Raw genomic sequence first — 16,463 nt, 5'->3', positions numbered from 1 at the left:
CAAAACAACTAACCTGTTGTTTTAAAAGAAATTCTTTTTCTTAAACGGTAGAGCGGGTGCGATTATGACCGTATCCAGAGGCAAAAACAAGCTTTTTTCTGCCTCTGGCGTGGTGTGAAAGCGAAATTGTTTGGGCCACGACGGCTTTGCAAATATAAAAAAATACGCCCTGAAAATCAGGGCGTACACTACAGGCCGCTAACAAAACTAAAGCGATGAAAGCTGCTTGTTAACATCCTCGCATCGATAAGCATGGGCAGCGTTACCCGCTGCCCGCTACAAGGTTAATTATTTTATTGGCTTCTCGATGGTTTGGTTATCCATCAGCACTTTCCACTTTCCTGCGTCAGCGCCATCATGTGCTGGCGAACCGTTAGCGGGTTTTACGGAGTTGGCAAAATTGCCGCCATCCGGACGAGAAGAACTGCCCGGGCCGCCTACGATAGGTTTCGCAGGCTGTACCGTCGGCCATTTTTTGGCTGGCGTTGTGCTGTCCGCAGTACCGGCATTTGCGGAAGGACGTCCTGGTTTTACATTGGCCGAATTATTGTCCGGCCTCTGATAGGCTGGAGAATTATTGGCGGGTTTGACGGAGTTGGAAAAATTCCCGCCCTCGGGACGAGAGGAGCTGCCCGGACCGCCTACGATAGGTTTCGCAGGCTCAACCGTTGGCCATTTTTTGGCAGGCTTAGACGAGTTCGGGCCGGCAGGATCCGTAGAAGGGCGTCCGGGTTCAACGCTGGCGGAGTTATTGCTTCCCGGCTTCTGCTTAACGACGTTACCGCTGTTGCCAGAATCAATCGTATGCGAAGGCTTGCTGGCTGGCCTGCTGATGTCCGGCTGCTGCGTAGATAAGCCGCCGCTGCCCGGCCTCTGCTTAGCTGAGTTATTACTATTGCCAGAATCTATCGTATGCGAAGGCTTATTAGCAGGCGTGCTGTTGCCTGGCTTCTGCGGAGTTGATCCATTGCCGCTGCCCGGTCTTACTGTAGCATTACCGCCGTTGCCCGGTCTTACGAAAGCCGAGTTATTGCCGCTGCCAGGCGTTACAGTATGTGAGGGGTTAGTGGCATTATTGTCAGTTGGTTTTTTTATATCTGCGCCATTGTCCGCTTTTTTACTTTTCTTCTTCGAAGGCACGCCAATAGTATAAGAAATATTATTTCCTGCTTTCTTATCATCCTGGGTTACCGTTGACTTTTTATCAATATCTGCGTTGATGTCGCCTTTTACATTGTTACCGGAAAGATCCAGGTTAATGGTATTGTGCTGCTGCTCTTTTTTATGAACCTCATCAAGCGTGTCGACATAAAAGTTCCCGGTTGGCGTCCCTTTATAACTCATGCCGAAACCGCCACCACCATAGGTGCCTGAAGAATCGATGTTGTCTACCAGTTCCTGTGAATTTATCACCCCGCCCACGTCAATTGAGCCCGTCTGATTTTCAGAAATAACATGCGCGCCAGTCATATTAAGATCGCCGCCTGCTTTGATAATGACTTTTCCAGTCGCGGTAATTCCGGATTGTTTATTTGTGACATTGCTACTGTGCTCTTCACTTCCTCCCCCCCCGCTTACTGCTGCGGTAGGCAAAATACCTTTGGAGGTTATAGCCACACCCACCGAGCCACCCCACTCTCCACTGCTGGCTGTTTCGCGATACGTGTCCTGCATGGAGGCAATCTTGAGATCGCCGTCAACGTTAACATCAGCAGTTTCCGCTTTGATGTTCGCGCCCTTCATTTCCATATTGCCTTTGACTTTTACGTGAACACTATTAGCGTCAATGCTTGAATTGCTATATAACGTGGCATCAATATCGCGCTGGCTGGTGGAACCGCTATAATCTACTGAAACACCCGCACCCGCACCGGTAGGCCCGCCGCCGCCGCTGCCCGCTAAGCTGACATTATGTGATGATGTGCTGGTTGATTCAGTGGTGCGGCTCTTCGCTGCCGCCATGCTAAAATCTCCACCTACGTCTATATCTACTTGATCAGCTTTGATATCGACGCCGGTCAGCGTAGTATCTTTTTTAGAATTGAAAATGAATTGTCCGCCATAAAACTTATTGACATTTTCTGTTCTGGTTTCAGTTTCCGTTTTCTCCGTTTTTTGCGACCAGCCAGCAGAAACCGAGCCTCCGGCCAAATCATTTAGCATTACGTTAGAAACATTGCCGCCCATCTCAACTGCCGTCATAAGAGCATCAACTTCCATGTCCTGATTGAGTGATTTATCTATAAGATTGTCTGTTTTATTATAGGCATCTATTAAGGAACTATGAACCTCTCCTTTAATCCCGCTAAACGTTTCCTTAACTTCAGTGGAGGACTTATTCACATCCTCATATTTTGTGGAAATAATATTTTCAGCACTAAGACTAGCCGTTGCGCTATCGCCCACGGTTAAATCCATCCCCCCGATATCCAGCGTATTCCCGGCCTCAATATCAACGCCGTTAGTAAAATTAAAGTTAGCGTTTTTATTCGTAATTTTAGAATCCCTGGTCACCGTTTCCTTTGTTTTTAAGCCGGCTTTAAAAGAAGCCGTGTCCGCTGTTGCAGCCGCGCCGGGGCGTTTGGTATTAGAGTTACTCATATTACCTTCAGGCCCCTGGGAATTATATTCCGCCTCTTTTGTATCTACACCATCCAGTGAACTATGAGTAGTTTCAGAGGCCCCGAGACCCGGTACATCAGTTTTGTAGCCAAACTCCAGGCTGCTTTCCGTAACCTTACGTTCTTTATACGAATGATCCTGAGAGGTTTTAGTAATGACATCATTACCGGCCATAATAGCTCCGCTGGAAGCATTGTATTCACCCCCAGCGAAAACGGCATCCTGAGCAGCATCAACAATAAAGGCGCCACCGGTCTTAACCGTATTAGCTTTAGCTTTTGCTGAGGATTCGGTGACTTCTTCCGTACGGGTAGTCAAAATACCATTAGTTTGATAGTCGTAGCTATAAGAAGAATTTACTTCATGAACATCATTAAAGTTCACGTTACCTTCTGTGGCCGTGACGCGTATGACATTGTCTTCCTTTTCTCCGCCCGTAATTTCAATACCGGTAATATCCACCTGTTTGGCTTTGATATTAATATTGCCTTTCGCGTTAAGACCATCGTTATAGGCACCAATTTTTTGATTGCCGTCTTCGTCTCGTCCTACGCTGGCGATAATTTTGACATCACCCTCTTCGGCATACATATTAATATCTTTACCCGCTTTGAGTCCGCTACCGCTATTGGTGATATCACCAGATTTGCTGACCATAGTGGCGGAACCGCCTGCCGTTATACCGGCATTCATCCCGCTGCTGATATTATTTATATCGCCTTCCGCCATCAGCCAGGTATCGTTGCCAGAGCTGATAGATCCATTAATATTATTAATATTCTCAGCATCTACAACAACATTATTACCAGCATGGATAGCCGCCGACCCGGTTTCATTATAGGTTTTAACCTCTTCAATGGTGTTACTGGCAAGATAGATGCGCGGTACCATCACATCCACACCGTCAATAGACTCCGTGACAAACCAAACGATGTCCTGTTTCAGGTTAGCAATCTGATCCTGAGTTAACGGCTGGCCGGTGACAAAATCGGCTCCCGCCTCGCTGCTTACCAGCTCGATGGTATTATCCAACATCATTTTTACAAGGTCAGCGCCTTCCACGTTGTATTTTACCGCGAAAAAGCTTCCAGTAGATTCGTTGAGCTGGCGACGAATAAGTTCGGAGACAAAATAGTTGTCGCCAATAACTATCGTGGGCTGCGAGCTGTTATAACCTATGGAGTTGAAAAAATAATCAGATCCATAATATTTTGACTGGTCGATCATAGGCAAACGCGTTTCATACATAGGTATAACAGTATGGGTTGCGCCCGTGTCCGAGTTTACCGATGAAGTACTTGCAATGGAGGCCAGGTGGTCAATAAAAGCCTGTGATTTTTCAAATAATCCCTTAATTTCCGTTAGCGTGGCGATCGTGGGCAGCGTACTGATGCCCATACTGATTTCGGAAATGTTCTTTTTGTTGACCTTAACTTCATAACCCTGCTCAAGAGTGGAGACTTGTTCCTCCCCTATTTCAACATTAACAACTTTGTTTTCCATCGCGCCATCTGCCATTTCTGGTGCGATGCCATTGTTAAAACTTCCGCCAGTATGAACGAAATTTTTTCCTGCCACGATGGAGGCTTTTTCAGCAGGCAGGAAATAAATTTTCATTTTTTCTAAAAGCGATATTTCTCGCGATGCTCCCCCCTCTCCTGCACCTGAAGAACCCACGGACTCCCCGGAACCTTTAACCAATTCCCCCCAGCGCTGGATCATATAAGAATGATCGGTGGCTTTCCATTGCTCGCCAAACATCTTATTCATCATTTCATTTAAAAGGGCGTGGCTTGACGCTAAATCTTTAATGGTTAAATCATACTTCATCCGACTACTGGAGTCGACTTGTTCATAATTTCCATCCCTGTCAGCTCCGTTGCCGTAGAGGTAATTTAACATGTCATAGAATGTATCAAATACTAAATTTACCTCTTTTTCCCAGCTAGCCTGCCAGTGGTAGAAGTACAATGCTATTTTATCTTGCAGCGGATTCTTTAAATACTCCAGCATGTTAATACTAGAGGATTTTGACGAGTTATACAGATCGCCTCTGACCATAACATTATCTTTAGCCTGGATTAAACCCCCTTCGTTTTTAACAATCGCTGGCGTCTCACTATCTTGATTAATATATAAATTAGCGCCAGATGAAATTTCCGCCTGCACATCGAGTGCAATATCAGAAGAAAGCCCCGGCAGACTTATATAAACGGAGTGCGTTTTTCCCCATGTAAGATTATTACCTTCTTCTCGTGTCTTTTTGCCAGTTTGATAGCTACTGTAATCCCAACTCTCACCCTTATAGGTGCTTTCATTGTAAATGTTGGCCGCGTCCAGGAACATATTTCCTTCCGAGCGGATAACACCAGCCTGATTGTGGATGGTTCCGGCCTCCATTACCATTTGCTGCTGGCTAAGAATGTTGCCTCTCAGCATATTAATAATAGCATCGCTGGCTTTGAGGATAGTATTACCCATAGAGTAAATAAGAGAGTTAATATTATTTACAATTTTAACTCCAGTTATAACAATATTATTCGCACTAACAATAGATTCATTATTGTAAATATTTTTACCACTGATATTAACTGTACCAAAAGATTCCATTGCCTTATCAATACTAACATTACCAGTAGCGTTAATGTTGAGATTATTAGACGAAATCATAGTACCTTCAGCGTTACTAAAATCACCCTCTTTATTTAGGATTAATGACCACCCGCCAAAAACATAGCCATCTTCATTCTTAATATCTGTAGCGGAAATTTCCAGGCTACCCATATTACTTATTGCGCCAGACTTATTATCTAAAGAAGTTACTTTAATTACGCTATCGCCATAGACATCTTCAGAAACAATAACGCCTGAATTTTTTAAAGAACTTGCCTCCAGGTTATAATTAACCGCGCTGATTTGTGCTTCAGTACCGTTATCAATGACATCAGCAGTAATAGAGAGATTATTATCGGATACTATAACCGCCTGATCGCTGTTATTAACTTTATCTGCTTTAACAGAAAGTTCATCAATCCCGAAAATCGTACTTTCGTAACCGGTATTGGTGATTTCTTTGGCAGAAATGGATAAATTATCCGCCTGGATAAGGGAAGCAGCTTCGTTCAGCAGAGAATTAATCTCGGTTAGCTTTAAAATATTCTCCGCAAGAATATATGCGTTATTCTGGTTAACGACGCTGGCCACTTTGCTAATAATTATATCCAGAGCCTGTAAATTCGCCAGCTCACCTTTGTTTACAAGGCTGTTAATGTTATTCATTATCAGGCTGAGGCTGGTCAGAATACCACCTGCGTTTTCAACGGTCTGGATATTTTCCAGGCTAACCCCCCCCATTGACTGGAGAGTCGCATCACTACTGTTCTGCAGAAGACCAATATCACTGGCAACAATCATACCAGCAGCTTCTAATACCGAACCTGAAATATTTTTCAAATTTTCCAGCGTGGAGAAATAGAGCGATCCGTTGAGAGAAGAAATAACGCTCTTATTGCTGTTGGTTAACAGATCCACACCGGTGAATTTAATATCACCATAAGCATAAATGGCGCCCAACTCGTTTAATACTTTTTTTATGTTATTGATGGAAATTTCTTTATTAGCCGCTATTTTACCCTCTTTATTTTCAAGGGTGTTGACATTTTCAATAGAAATATTTTCACCAGCGAGCTTGCCGTTATCATTAATAACTTTATCGGCGTTGCTCACCTTCAGCGCGCCTTTTGCAATAATAGTTGCGTTACGGTTGTTAAGGGAATCGATATGGCTGAGCGTAAGGTCGCCCTCGGTGCTTTGTATCGTAGCTCCATCGCTATTGCTAACCACAAGCTTACCGGCAGTGGTGCCGTCCAGCGTCATTTGATCCGCAGAAATGAGCGCCGTTTCGCCGGTATTAGTCAGTTCATCTGTAGTAATTGTTACCCGCTCTGCGTACATTGAACCCGTGTTCTCTACCGTGCCCAGCGTCAGTTTCAGATCGTCAGTCGTGGCAAATATGCCACCATTTTTCAAACGGCGGCCTTTTAGTTCAATTGATCCATTGGCCTGTACCGTACCGTTGTTGACCAAACTATCGGTCAGATTAAAAATCAGGCTACCTTTTTGCGCTGCCAGTACAGCCTGGTTATTTTCCAGCATCCCGGCCGTGATAGTGATATCCCCGTTAAGACTGGTCAGGCGGGCATCAGACATCACAATGGCGTTGTCGATGGTCTGAGCACCGACTTTTACAACATATTTGCCTTTGCTGAGGACCACCTGAGCACCCTCAATTCTATTACCGTGACTATCGACGGCATAGAGAGTGCCGCTAATGACATAGCGGTCTGCAACGTTTATCTGAATAGAAGGAATCGCACTACTGGTTCTGGCACCGCTTTTCGCCACCAGGCTCGCAGCACTTTGTAGTAGTGAACCCGCATTGATACGGATAATACCCGTTTCAGCTATGACGTTACTTTTCAGGTCAAGTTGGGCTAACGCCTGTAGAATGACGTCGCCCTGCGCACTGAGACCGCCCACGCCCGTGCTGGCATTGTTTTGCAAGGTAATGCTCTTGCCTGCAATTTCGATATTGCCATTTTTGCTGACGGTAGCAGCCAGGTTGATCTCCCCATCTGCCGTAATCTCAATGCCCTGACTTCCAACGATGCTGCCTTCATGCGTTACGCCAGCGCCGCTTTCAGTACTGATGAGTTGAATTCTGTTACCGTACATCGAGCCTAAATTGGTGCCGCTTATGGCGACTTTAGGCGTATCGTTGCCCGTCAGGCTGCGTACGGAATGGGTTCGCGAAGCCGTATCATAGTCATTAAGCCCGGTAACTATTTTGACATCGGCAGTACCTGCAATCTCTCCGGATAATGTTGCGCTACGGCTAACGATATCAAAATAGCTCAACCCATCCGTGTTGATTCCCGTACCTTCAACAGCGACATTGCCGCGTTCAACAGCCAGCTGGATATTCCCCGCCTGATCGAAATTCACTCTTCCGGTGCTTAGCGTAAGATTATTAGCATTAACGGTAGAAACGCCGTTTACCGTAATACCGTTCTCATTGGCTACGATTAGATCTGCCCTACGACCAAAAACCTCCATCGAACCTGCAAGATGGCTGCCTTTTGCGCCGGTAACTTCGTTAAGGATCACCTGGGCCTCAGAAGAGAGCTGGTTATTCTTAATGACAAAACCACCTGTAGCAGACACGCCGTCCTGCATACTGTTGTTAAAAATTATCCCCTGTTGGCCAACATTGAAATCCGCGTATTTGTTATGAGAAATGCCTTTATTATTGGGATCGTTAATGTTGATAAGCGGAGTACCATTGGCAGCAGCACCCACGTTTAGCTTTCTTTCTTCATTGGTGTCAACCACGATACTGGCCATTACCTGGCATGGAAAAATTGCCGCCATGGCCAGCATGACAGGCTTCAGGCGTAAATTGGCTTTATTTCTTGCAACGAATTTCAACTTTCTATTTTTCATTATCATTCCCTAATTAAAAAAAATTAAAAACCAACATTCAAATTCATATACATCGCGTAATTATCTACCTCTGAATTACTTAGCGAGGCAGGTTTTTTAACAGGCCAGCCTGCTGCGACAGAGCCTGAAAAATCTTTTCCGCTTAATTTAACGCCTGCAACTGCCCCACTCATATAATCTCTTTCACAGTATGAAACTGTCGATACACAGTTTTTCCTGGCCATGCCTATATCAAAGCCGGTAAAGGGTGAAACTGCATAAATTCGGGCATAGTTGATTTGCACGGGTAATTTTAGCGTGTTCGAAATCCAGATGGCTCTTTCGGCCGAAACAATCTGTTCTTTATAACCACGAACGCTATATTCATCGCCTAAGCTATATTTAGCATCGCTAACCAGCCTGTCATTGGTGAACTGCCATCCGCTGCTTAACTCATAATCTAACGCGACCCGGCCACTATCGTTAGCGGCAAGCCGTGTTCCCCAGTTGAGCGTGCCGTTAAACTTTTTATAATTCAGGTCAAAACCTGTTAAGTCGCTGTCCCCTTTCCAGGCAGCGCCAAACCACGGCATGCCGGCAGTCATGTTTAAATCAGCGTAGCCCCATCCCCCGGCCAGACTGCCTACCCATGTTAAGCCCGTACTTAAACTGCTGTATTTCTTGCTGGATACAGCGATGGGAAAGCCCATAATGTTATTTTCATTATCTTTCTTTTCAAATTTTAACCAGCCTGAATATTTCCCGGAAGCGTTACGAAAAAGCGTTCTGGTCGCTTTTAAGGAAAAGCGTTCTGACTGGCCATCGCTGACATAACCACCATACATACCACCGATAATCTTCTTATAGGCTGACTTGTAATAGCTGCTGTCAAACAGCCAGTAACCTAGCGGAACGTTAAAAGAGAAACTCTTTGCGGACTGGCTATCTGTGTCAGCGTAAAGATCGTTGTAAGAATAGTAGTATGTGAAAGTATCATTCAAACCCAATACATTTTTTAATGAAGTGTTCAGAGAATATTGATACCAACCGCTATCTCGATAGCCAGAATTATTCATACCCAGATAAACAGAAAGAGGAAAAACGTTTTCCCCGGTATGGTTTATCAGCGAGTAGCCACTTTTTTCACTGGCTTCTATAACAAGCTTATCCGACTGGGAAACACGCAGCAGGTTGTCCAACCCCTGATCGATATCGCTCATACTTAATAAGCTTTCTTTGGCGAAAGGCATGGCGCTGAACATACGCGTTTTTTCTCGCCAGCCGGCAGCTTCCCCATTGTGCAGAAAGCCTGCAATTTTCCCCCACAATATTCTCAATACCAGCTTCCCGCTGCGCAATGAGCCAGGGGCAATAGTAACCTGCGTCGTGGCATAACCCTGGCCGATATAAAAATCAGTCAACTCTTTGACCAGCGCCAGGACTTCTTGCTCCCCCATATTAGTATTGAGATAACGCTTAATAATCGTATTTCTTTGTGCAGAAAACTCGAACTTACTGTCGTTTTCGATAAGTATCTCTTTAATATCGAACTTATAACGGCTTTCAGATTTTAATGCTTCGTCGTTTGCATCCTGTTTTTGATTTTCCCTTTGTATCTCTCTTCCCCTCTGTTTTTCCGTAGTGATCTGTTGCTGTAGCCTTTCTCGTTCTAAGCGATCGATATTACGTTGTGCATCATTAACAGAAGGAACGGTTTCCGCCAGGCTGGAGTAAGCTATGCCGCTAAACATAAAAAATAAAAAGGCTTTTTTCCCTGAGGTTAATTTCATACTATTTCTCATCCCTGTTAATCCAGCGTTAAGGTATAAACGATATTCGCAACTACACTGCCTGCCGTAGCATTAGGCCTGGTGGAATTACTGAAATACATCTCTCCGGCGTAGGTAACCGTTCTCTTTCCTGTAAAGGAAGCTGAACTACCAAAACTTGCAGACGTATTTAGTGCTTTAGCGGTGTATCGCGTACCGCTTTTTTGATAAAGCTTTATATAAGCATTTTGGGCGCTGCCCGCATTTTCTATCACGCCGGTTTCCATCCCCCATGCTGTTTTACCTTCAAACGTAATTTTTGCCGACGTTTTCTCAGGGCAATCAACCGTTATTGAAAAATCTTTTTTATCGCCGGTAAAACCTGATTTGATAACGTCAGCCAGGCTATATTTGCCAAGATCGATACTATTAGTACTTGAGTAAATAGAACAGCTACGTACGTTTACCGTGATACCGTGAGTGTTTATATTTAACAGGGGTAAGGTGTTTTGTGGCGCGTCATCAGAAGAAACAACTACGGTGGCTATCCGCCCGGCATATACTTCCCCGCAGTTAGTAACATTCCCCGTCTGTACCACTTCCAGCAAAACTTTATCGGCAGCTTCATTACAGCTGCCTCGACAGCTATAATTTCCTGGGATCCAGCTATTATCGCCCCTGCTCTGCGGCCATCTGATGCGTACGCCTATTCCACTGATATTAGTTGAATATACGTTAGTAACGCTGGTCTTCGTCATTTCTGGTCGGCTATAGGAAGAGTACCAGGTAGACGCAACATTTTGCCCACAAGAGTAGTTTATTTTCCCTATCGGCATGGTTACTGAAGCTAATACAGTACCCACGCTTCCTTTTTCAGAAGGTGTTACGGTAATCGCAGGAAAAGTAATGGTCTGAAGCTGGGAACCCAGACTACAGGAGGCGCGGGCACCAAAGGAAATACCTGCTGAAGCCAGAACCACCAAGAGCAAGACCCTCGACCATATTGATAGCTTCTCCATTTTATTTACTCTCCTTACAAATAAGCGTTATTGATCTGTTTTCTGTCTGCCTCTGTTTTTCTATCTCTCCTTCCCACGGTTCGATATAACAACTTTTTGTTTTGTTATCTTTTTTCCATTTAGCCACGACTGGTTGCCATTTATCCGGCAATGAAATAATGACTATTCCGGCTTGTCCGACCGTTCCTATATCTCTGCCCTGCTCATCCTGAACACGCGTACCGAAGGGTAAGCTTTTACCATTAACATCTTTTATCCTGGCCAAAAAATTATTTTTATATTGGGCATTACTTTTGTACTCCAGCTTTATTACTGCGCCAGCGGTTGGAACAATAATATATTCATCATCACCTGTATCGAACCCTAACGGTGAACCTTTAGTATCAAGGAAAATTTTGTTTTCTTCATAAGGCGAAAGATTAGCCAGCAGCCCATAACCGTTTTTCTTTATTTTTGAATAAATATTCCCTGAAACTGTGGCACCCTCGCCACCGTGAGCTTTCAGTAAAGCAACGGTATCGCCCAGGTAAGGTGAAAATTGCATTCCTTCGGCATGAATCAGTACTGCTCCTGCAAGCGTGCCTGAAAAACCGTAGCCATCCTTTCTCTGATTAAAGCCAACTCCTTTTTGTAAAACTGTATCGGTATGGCTAACATTAATGCCGAAGTCGGACTGCTTCGTGCTTGTCTGGCTAAAATAGCTGCTAAATCCTGAACTATAATCTTTACCCTGATGGCTACCATTCACTGATGTTGTCAGTTTTGCCTGTTCATTGTTATAACTTACGGCAGCGCGTAGTACAGGCGGCGATTTTTTTGTATATCCTAACGGCATGGAAACGTTAGCAAAAAAAGCAGTATCGCTGTTTCCGGATGCAGTATATGTTTTATTTATACTCAGACTGTAATTAACAAAATCATAATTATTTCTATAGCCTAACAGATAAGAAGAACGGCCCCCCCAGGCATCGCTATACCTGCTTTTTTCCCACAAACCAATAAGTGATAATTCGCCCCACCCCGGTGTAAGTTGCTGAGAAAGTGTGACCTCCAGGCTGTTATTACTGCGGCTATTCCGGCCATTTTTTGTTTCTCTGGCCCCTAAATAATCATTCAGGGAATAGAAGCTATCGCCCAGGTGATGATAACCAGATACGTTAATAAAAGTGTCGGTTTCGCTGAGCTTTTTCGCCAGCCCAATTTTAACCCTGCTGTTATCACGTAGGTTATTTTTGGTTTTTAGCGCTCCATCCATAATAGTTGACTGAGTTAGCTCAATACTTATTGCGCCGGGTACAGCATTAAACACCACACCACCGCTCATAGAAAAATAAGATTTATCGGTGGTTAATCGATTGCCGCCATATATTGTCAAGTTGTGCATCAGGCCATACCTCAAACCAGACTCCAGTAAACCGGGGGTATTAATGCTGGTATAATGGCGTATTTTCCCGGCGGCCAGTGAATAGTTAAAATGGCCTTTACGCACAAGTTGCGGCAAACTGTTATACGGCACTTTAAATTTTTTTATGGCACCATTACTTTCTCTAATCGTTACTTCCAAATCACCACCCAAGCCTGGGGCAATCAGATCTGTTATTTTAAACTCGCCTGGTGGGATATTTTTTTCATAAATAATGTTATTATTTTGTGTAATAGTAATCGTTGCATTGCTGTAAGCTATGCCGCTTATCTGCGGCGCATAGCCTTTTATCGACCACGGCAGCATTCTTTCATCACTTTTTAACATTGCCCCCCGTAAAGGGATAGTTTCAAAGAAATTGCCGCTGGTACTAAAGTCGCCCAGCGATAGTTCAGCCAGACCGGTAGCAATCGCTCGTTGCGCATAAGCCTGCAAATGCTGCAATTTATTTTTATCAGTGCTACCACCGGTAAGCGCATCCAGCGTAGTAAAGCGCCATGCCCCTGCACGCATTTGCGTTTGCAAATTACCGTAATACGCCGAGTAATTAGAATATCTCCCTGAACTGGTGGTACCGCTTAAAGAATAGTTCAGGCTTAACGCATTAATCCCCTCGTCCCAGCGGGAAGGATCGATAAACCCCTCAATATCGCTTGCTAAATAAATTTGCGGGACTGTAATCCTTAAGGTTTCGCTATCATAATCGTACTTTGCCGTCGCGCCTTTAAACACATTGGAAAGATTAATGCAGCCTGTCTCCCGCCAGTTGTTTGGTAAATCACTTTCATTTAACGTAACATATTTAAACACATCGGCAGGAATGCAAGGGGAAACACTTTCTTTTACCTTAACAAAACGTATCGTATAGGTTTTCGTCTTCTTTCCATTAATAAACACCTTAACACGATAAGTACCCGGCGTGATTTTCGCTCCCTCCTCTAGCCAGCTTATATCTATATCTTTATTAAATTCAGTTATGAATGCCGTATTGAACTTAACTTTTCTGCTTTCGGTTACAGATGCCTGATCACCTGTTATCTCTTCAAGTGCAATACAGCTTTCACATACCACGAACATAGCCGAGCCTAAAAAGATACTTTTTATCTTATCTTTTATTTTCATTATGTCATGCCATTGTTAATTCAAGTAATTACAAGACAATTCTTTTTGGTATATAGGCGCCGAGATCAGAAATATACTGGTAATTTAATGATGCACTGGAATCAGTTACGTTTTTAAATTTGTATTTTTTTATTTCCCATGGAGCAATCACATCGCCAGGCAATGAGGATATGGTTTCCTCCCCTTTTTTCAGTGAAAAATCAACTACGGAAATATGATAAGGAGAGTTATTATTCACGGTATAAACTAAATTGTTTGCTTCTTTACTCATTGACCATTGCAAATTCTCTCCTGCTTCTATTAGGGTTCCTTTAATACCACTGGGGCGGTAAAATGCCTTTATCCTCGTCCGAAAGGCAATATTTAACTTATTTTCAGCCACGTTTTCATCATCAACAGCAGGGACATCCAGCGCATTTATCCAGAACATACTTTCCCGATCTGCTGGCAAAGCGGCCGATGCTTTCTCTGTGGGAAAGAATCTGAACACCTTAGAACTGCCTGCATTAATGCGCGCGATTGGCGGCATAATCGCCAGGGGAATATCATCCGTAATATTCATGCTGCTGTTATCTTTTTTGGATAACCAAATCTGGACTAACGATGGTGCATCGCCCGTATTTCTTATGGTAAATGACTGTTCTTTTTCCGCTTCGTATAAAATAACCCTGGTTGCAAGAATTTGTATGGCCGCACATGAACAGGCCGACCAGCATAGCGCTGACAATAATAAAATTGGTTTTAACATTACAACTTCCTGGTTAAACGGGTACGGTCCAGAAAGGGGATTAAATCCCCTTTTTATTATTGATAAGTGATAGAGTAGATCACATCACTTTTAACCGTACCGGCTGTTGCAGCATTACCAACGGCAGCATATTGTCCCCAGTACTTAAAACTGGCTTTTTTACTATCGATAGTAACAGGTTGATGCTGCGCATTAGCCTGCGTCAGGTTCAACCCCTCTTTATTGTGGTTCAAGATACGCACAAAGACGTTTCTGGCCCCTCCGGTTGTTTCCGTATTCTTAAGGTAACCCGTAGCACTATCAATATTTGTGCTCTGCGCGCGTTCAAAAATTACATTAGCAACTTTACCATTCGGGCAATTTTCGCCGCTTAAATTGATATAAAAGGGTGTATCCCCGGCAAATTGCCCCGGTTTTGCTAAGGCGCTAACGCTTACTTTGGGCAAAGTCACTGTAAAATTAGCCCCCTGATCGGGATCAATATCGTCCCCACCGCTGATTTCACAGGTTGCATCTTCAATTTTGCCTTCAAAAGTAATTGTGCCATCATTTGCTGTGGCGGCTGTTGATGAAAAACCTACACAAGCAGCAAGCAATAAATACTTTCCATTTATAGCCTTCATTCTATCTCCTTAAATATAAAAACCAAAATGCAATATCCTTAACATTTTAATTACCAACTATCTTCCTGCTCAGCTATCGCAATGAGAAGTGGTGAAACTATCTTAAATCCCTCTATAAGATAAATCTAATTTTTACTTATTAATTATTTATTAACCTGATAAAAACCCATGAGAATCATATACATGAATCGAATTATGATAAATTTTGCACTTTTTAAATCTTTTCTGGAAATTACCTCCCGATAATGACTTAAGACTAAAACCGCTTTGATTAATCTTTTCAGATTTTCATTACAATAAAACAAAACTCATTAATACGCTGCCAACATGACCTTCTGCCCATTTGTAATAAAGTTCCAACGACGATCGCCCTGGCTCCTGATTACCCTATTTATTAAATATCTACTATTACAAAATATTACCTTATCAATCCTGCAACAATACATCATAATCCGGTAAGTCATCGGATCAGCAAAAAAATCGTTGAATGTAAAAAAGAATGCATTCACACTTACGTTAAGGTTTACTGTTCTCTCGCTTAACATAACTAAGATTAAGTAAGTAGTTTCTTTACCGGTTAAATATTAGCTTCTAAACTATATTTTAAAAAATAAAAGTTTATAATCGCTCCTGCATGAATTACATAAACTGACATCAAAATAGTTATCAGTTTGGCTTGCTTCTGGCATAATGCATTTAGTATGATTTCCGGCCAAGCGGCTTTTTTTAATAATAATTATAATTCTTTAAACATGTTCGATATTAAGGATGATTAACACCATGGATAATAAAGATTATATTGTTTATTGCATCAATGATCAGGTCTATTTTATTCCACAGCAAAACAAAATTATTTCCTGTAAGACAGGAGAAGAGTTTACCACCTATGTTACTGCTGCCCGCTGTTTACATTTGCTGATCTATCAAAGTGGGAAAATAGTAACGCATAACGATTTATATAAGGTCGGCTGGGAAGATCATGGAAAGATTGTTACGCCTAATACGCTATACCAGACCATATCTAAACTAAGGAAACAGCTACAGGATGCGGGGATTAGTGAAGATATTATTCAAACTCACCCGCGTCGCGGATGGCGTATTTGCGATAGCCTGCCTCTGGAAGAAAAAACCCTGAGTGCGATACCGCGTAAAACGGTAAACCAGACGGAAACACAACATGGCCTGAAGAATTTTTGCCGGAAGATCTTTAATTCTTACCCTAAAAAAATGCTGATATCTATCGCGCGTTTCCGCTGATTTTGACGGGTAACTATTGCCGTAAAAACATGTGATCAAACAGGGCCTGACTTAGCAAAGAGTCAGGCCTTTTTTGTATACGTCTGCATATCATATTTATTGTGCAGCGTAGCTTTACGGAGAATACGCGACAGGTTTAAGAGAATGAAGGTTAACGGGCAGGAAGCAGGAAAGGCTGAGTGTTTGGGTGGTAAAGCGATCGGGTGGCAGGGCAACAGCCTGACGGAGAGACGGCGTAACCGAACGGTTGCACGGTCGGAATACTATGGCACTGCAAGGCAGCCAGGCAGTCAGGCAGTCAGGCAATCAGGCAATCAGGCAGTCAGGCAGTCAGGCAGTCAGGCAGTCAGGCAGTCAGGCAGTCAGGCAGTCAGGCAGTCAGGCAGTCAGGCAGTCAGG

7 protein-coding genes are annotated in these 16,463 nt (G+C 43.4%); 1 reads left to right on the top strand and 6 read right to left on the bottom strand.

What is annotated here, in order from left to right:
* Positions 1-288: 288 nt before the first annotated feature.
* From KUE00_RS15525 to KUE00_RS15500, 6 genes are read right to left on the bottom strand one after another with little or no spacing between them, the layout of a single operon-like run.
* The gene (locus KUE00_RS15525; RefSeq protein WP_246760805.1) at positions 289-8,124 is read right to left on the bottom strand and encodes a two-partner secretion domain-containing protein; all 7,836 of its coding nucleotides are present in this window, start codon (positions 8,122-8,124) and stop codon (positions 289-291) included.
* A gap of 23 nt (positions 8,125-8,147) precedes the next feature.
* On the bottom strand, positions 8,148-9,893 hold the full coding sequence (locus KUE00_RS15520) for a ShlB/FhaC/HecB family hemolysin secretion/activation protein (RefSeq protein WP_246760804.1): 1,746 nt from the start codon (positions 9,891-9,893) through the stop codon (positions 8,148-8,150).
* 17 nt (positions 9,894-9,910) lie between these two features.
* Positions 9,911-10,891 carry a fimbrial protein gene (locus tag KUE00_RS15515; protein WP_246760803.1) on the bottom strand — a complete coding sequence of 327 codons (981 nt, stop codon included), beginning with the start codon at positions 10,889-10,891 and terminating at the stop codon, positions 9,911-9,913.
* Position 10,892: 1 nt separating this feature from the next.
* Entirely contained in the window at positions 10,893-13,436 is a 2,544-nt protein-coding gene (locus tag KUE00_RS15510; protein ID WP_246760802.1) for a fimbria/pilus outer membrane usher protein, read from the bottom strand.
* 28 nt (positions 13,437-13,464) lie between these two features.
* Entirely contained in the window at positions 13,465-14,184 is a 720-nt protein-coding gene (locus tag KUE00_RS15505; RefSeq protein ID WP_246760801.1) for a fimbrial biogenesis chaperone, read from the bottom strand.
* Positions 14,185-14,240: 56 nt separating this feature from the next.
* Entirely contained in the window at positions 14,241-14,807 is a 567-nt protein-coding gene (locus tag KUE00_RS15500) for a fimbrial protein (protein WP_246760800.1), read from the bottom strand.
* A 780-nt stretch (positions 14,808-15,587) separates the two neighbouring features.
* Between KUE00_RS15500 and KUE00_RS15495 the strand changes: the two genes are divergently transcribed.
* Positions 15,588-16,064, top strand: coding sequence for a winged helix-turn-helix domain-containing protein (locus KUE00_RS15495; RefSeq protein WP_246760799.1), 477 nt, complete (start codon positions 15,588-15,590; stop codon positions 16,062-16,064).
* The last annotated feature ends 399 nt before the right edge of the window (positions 16,065-16,463 follow it).

The organism is Erwinia phyllosphaerae (assembly GCF_019132875.1).
GTDB lineage: Bacteria > Pseudomonadota > Gammaproteobacteria > Enterobacterales > Enterobacteriaceae > Erwinia > Erwinia phyllosphaerae.
This window is presented reverse-complemented; position numbering and strand designations above follow the sequence as displayed.

Bases quoted from the DNA above. Each gene is read 5' to 3' on its own strand.
- KUE00_RS15525 (WP_246760805.1), bottom strand. From the start codon at position 8,124: ATGAAAAATAGAAAGTTGAAATTCGTTGCAAGAAATAAAGCCAATTTA.
- KUE00_RS15520 (WP_246760804.1), bottom strand. From the start codon at position 9,893: ATGAAATTAACCTCAGGGAAAAAAGCCTTTTTATTTTTTATGTTTAGC.
- KUE00_RS15515 (WP_246760803.1), bottom strand. From the start codon at position 10,891: ATGGAGAAGCTATCAATATGGTCGAGGGTCTTGCTCTTGGTGGTTCTG.
- KUE00_RS15510 (WP_246760802.1), bottom strand. From the start codon at position 13,436: ATGAAAATAAAAGATAAGATAAAAAGTATCTTTTTAGGCTCGGCTATG.
- KUE00_RS15505 (WP_246760801.1), bottom strand. From the start codon at position 14,184: ATGTTAAAACCAATTTTATTATTGTCAGCGCTATGCTGGTCGGCCTGT.
- KUE00_RS15500 (WP_246760800.1), bottom strand. From the start codon at position 14,807: ATGAAGGCTATAAATGGAAAGTATTTATTGCTTGCTGCTTGTGTAGGT.
- KUE00_RS15495 (WP_246760799.1), top strand. From the start codon at position 15,588: ATGGATAATAAAGATTATATTGTTTATTGCATCAATGATCAGGTCTAT.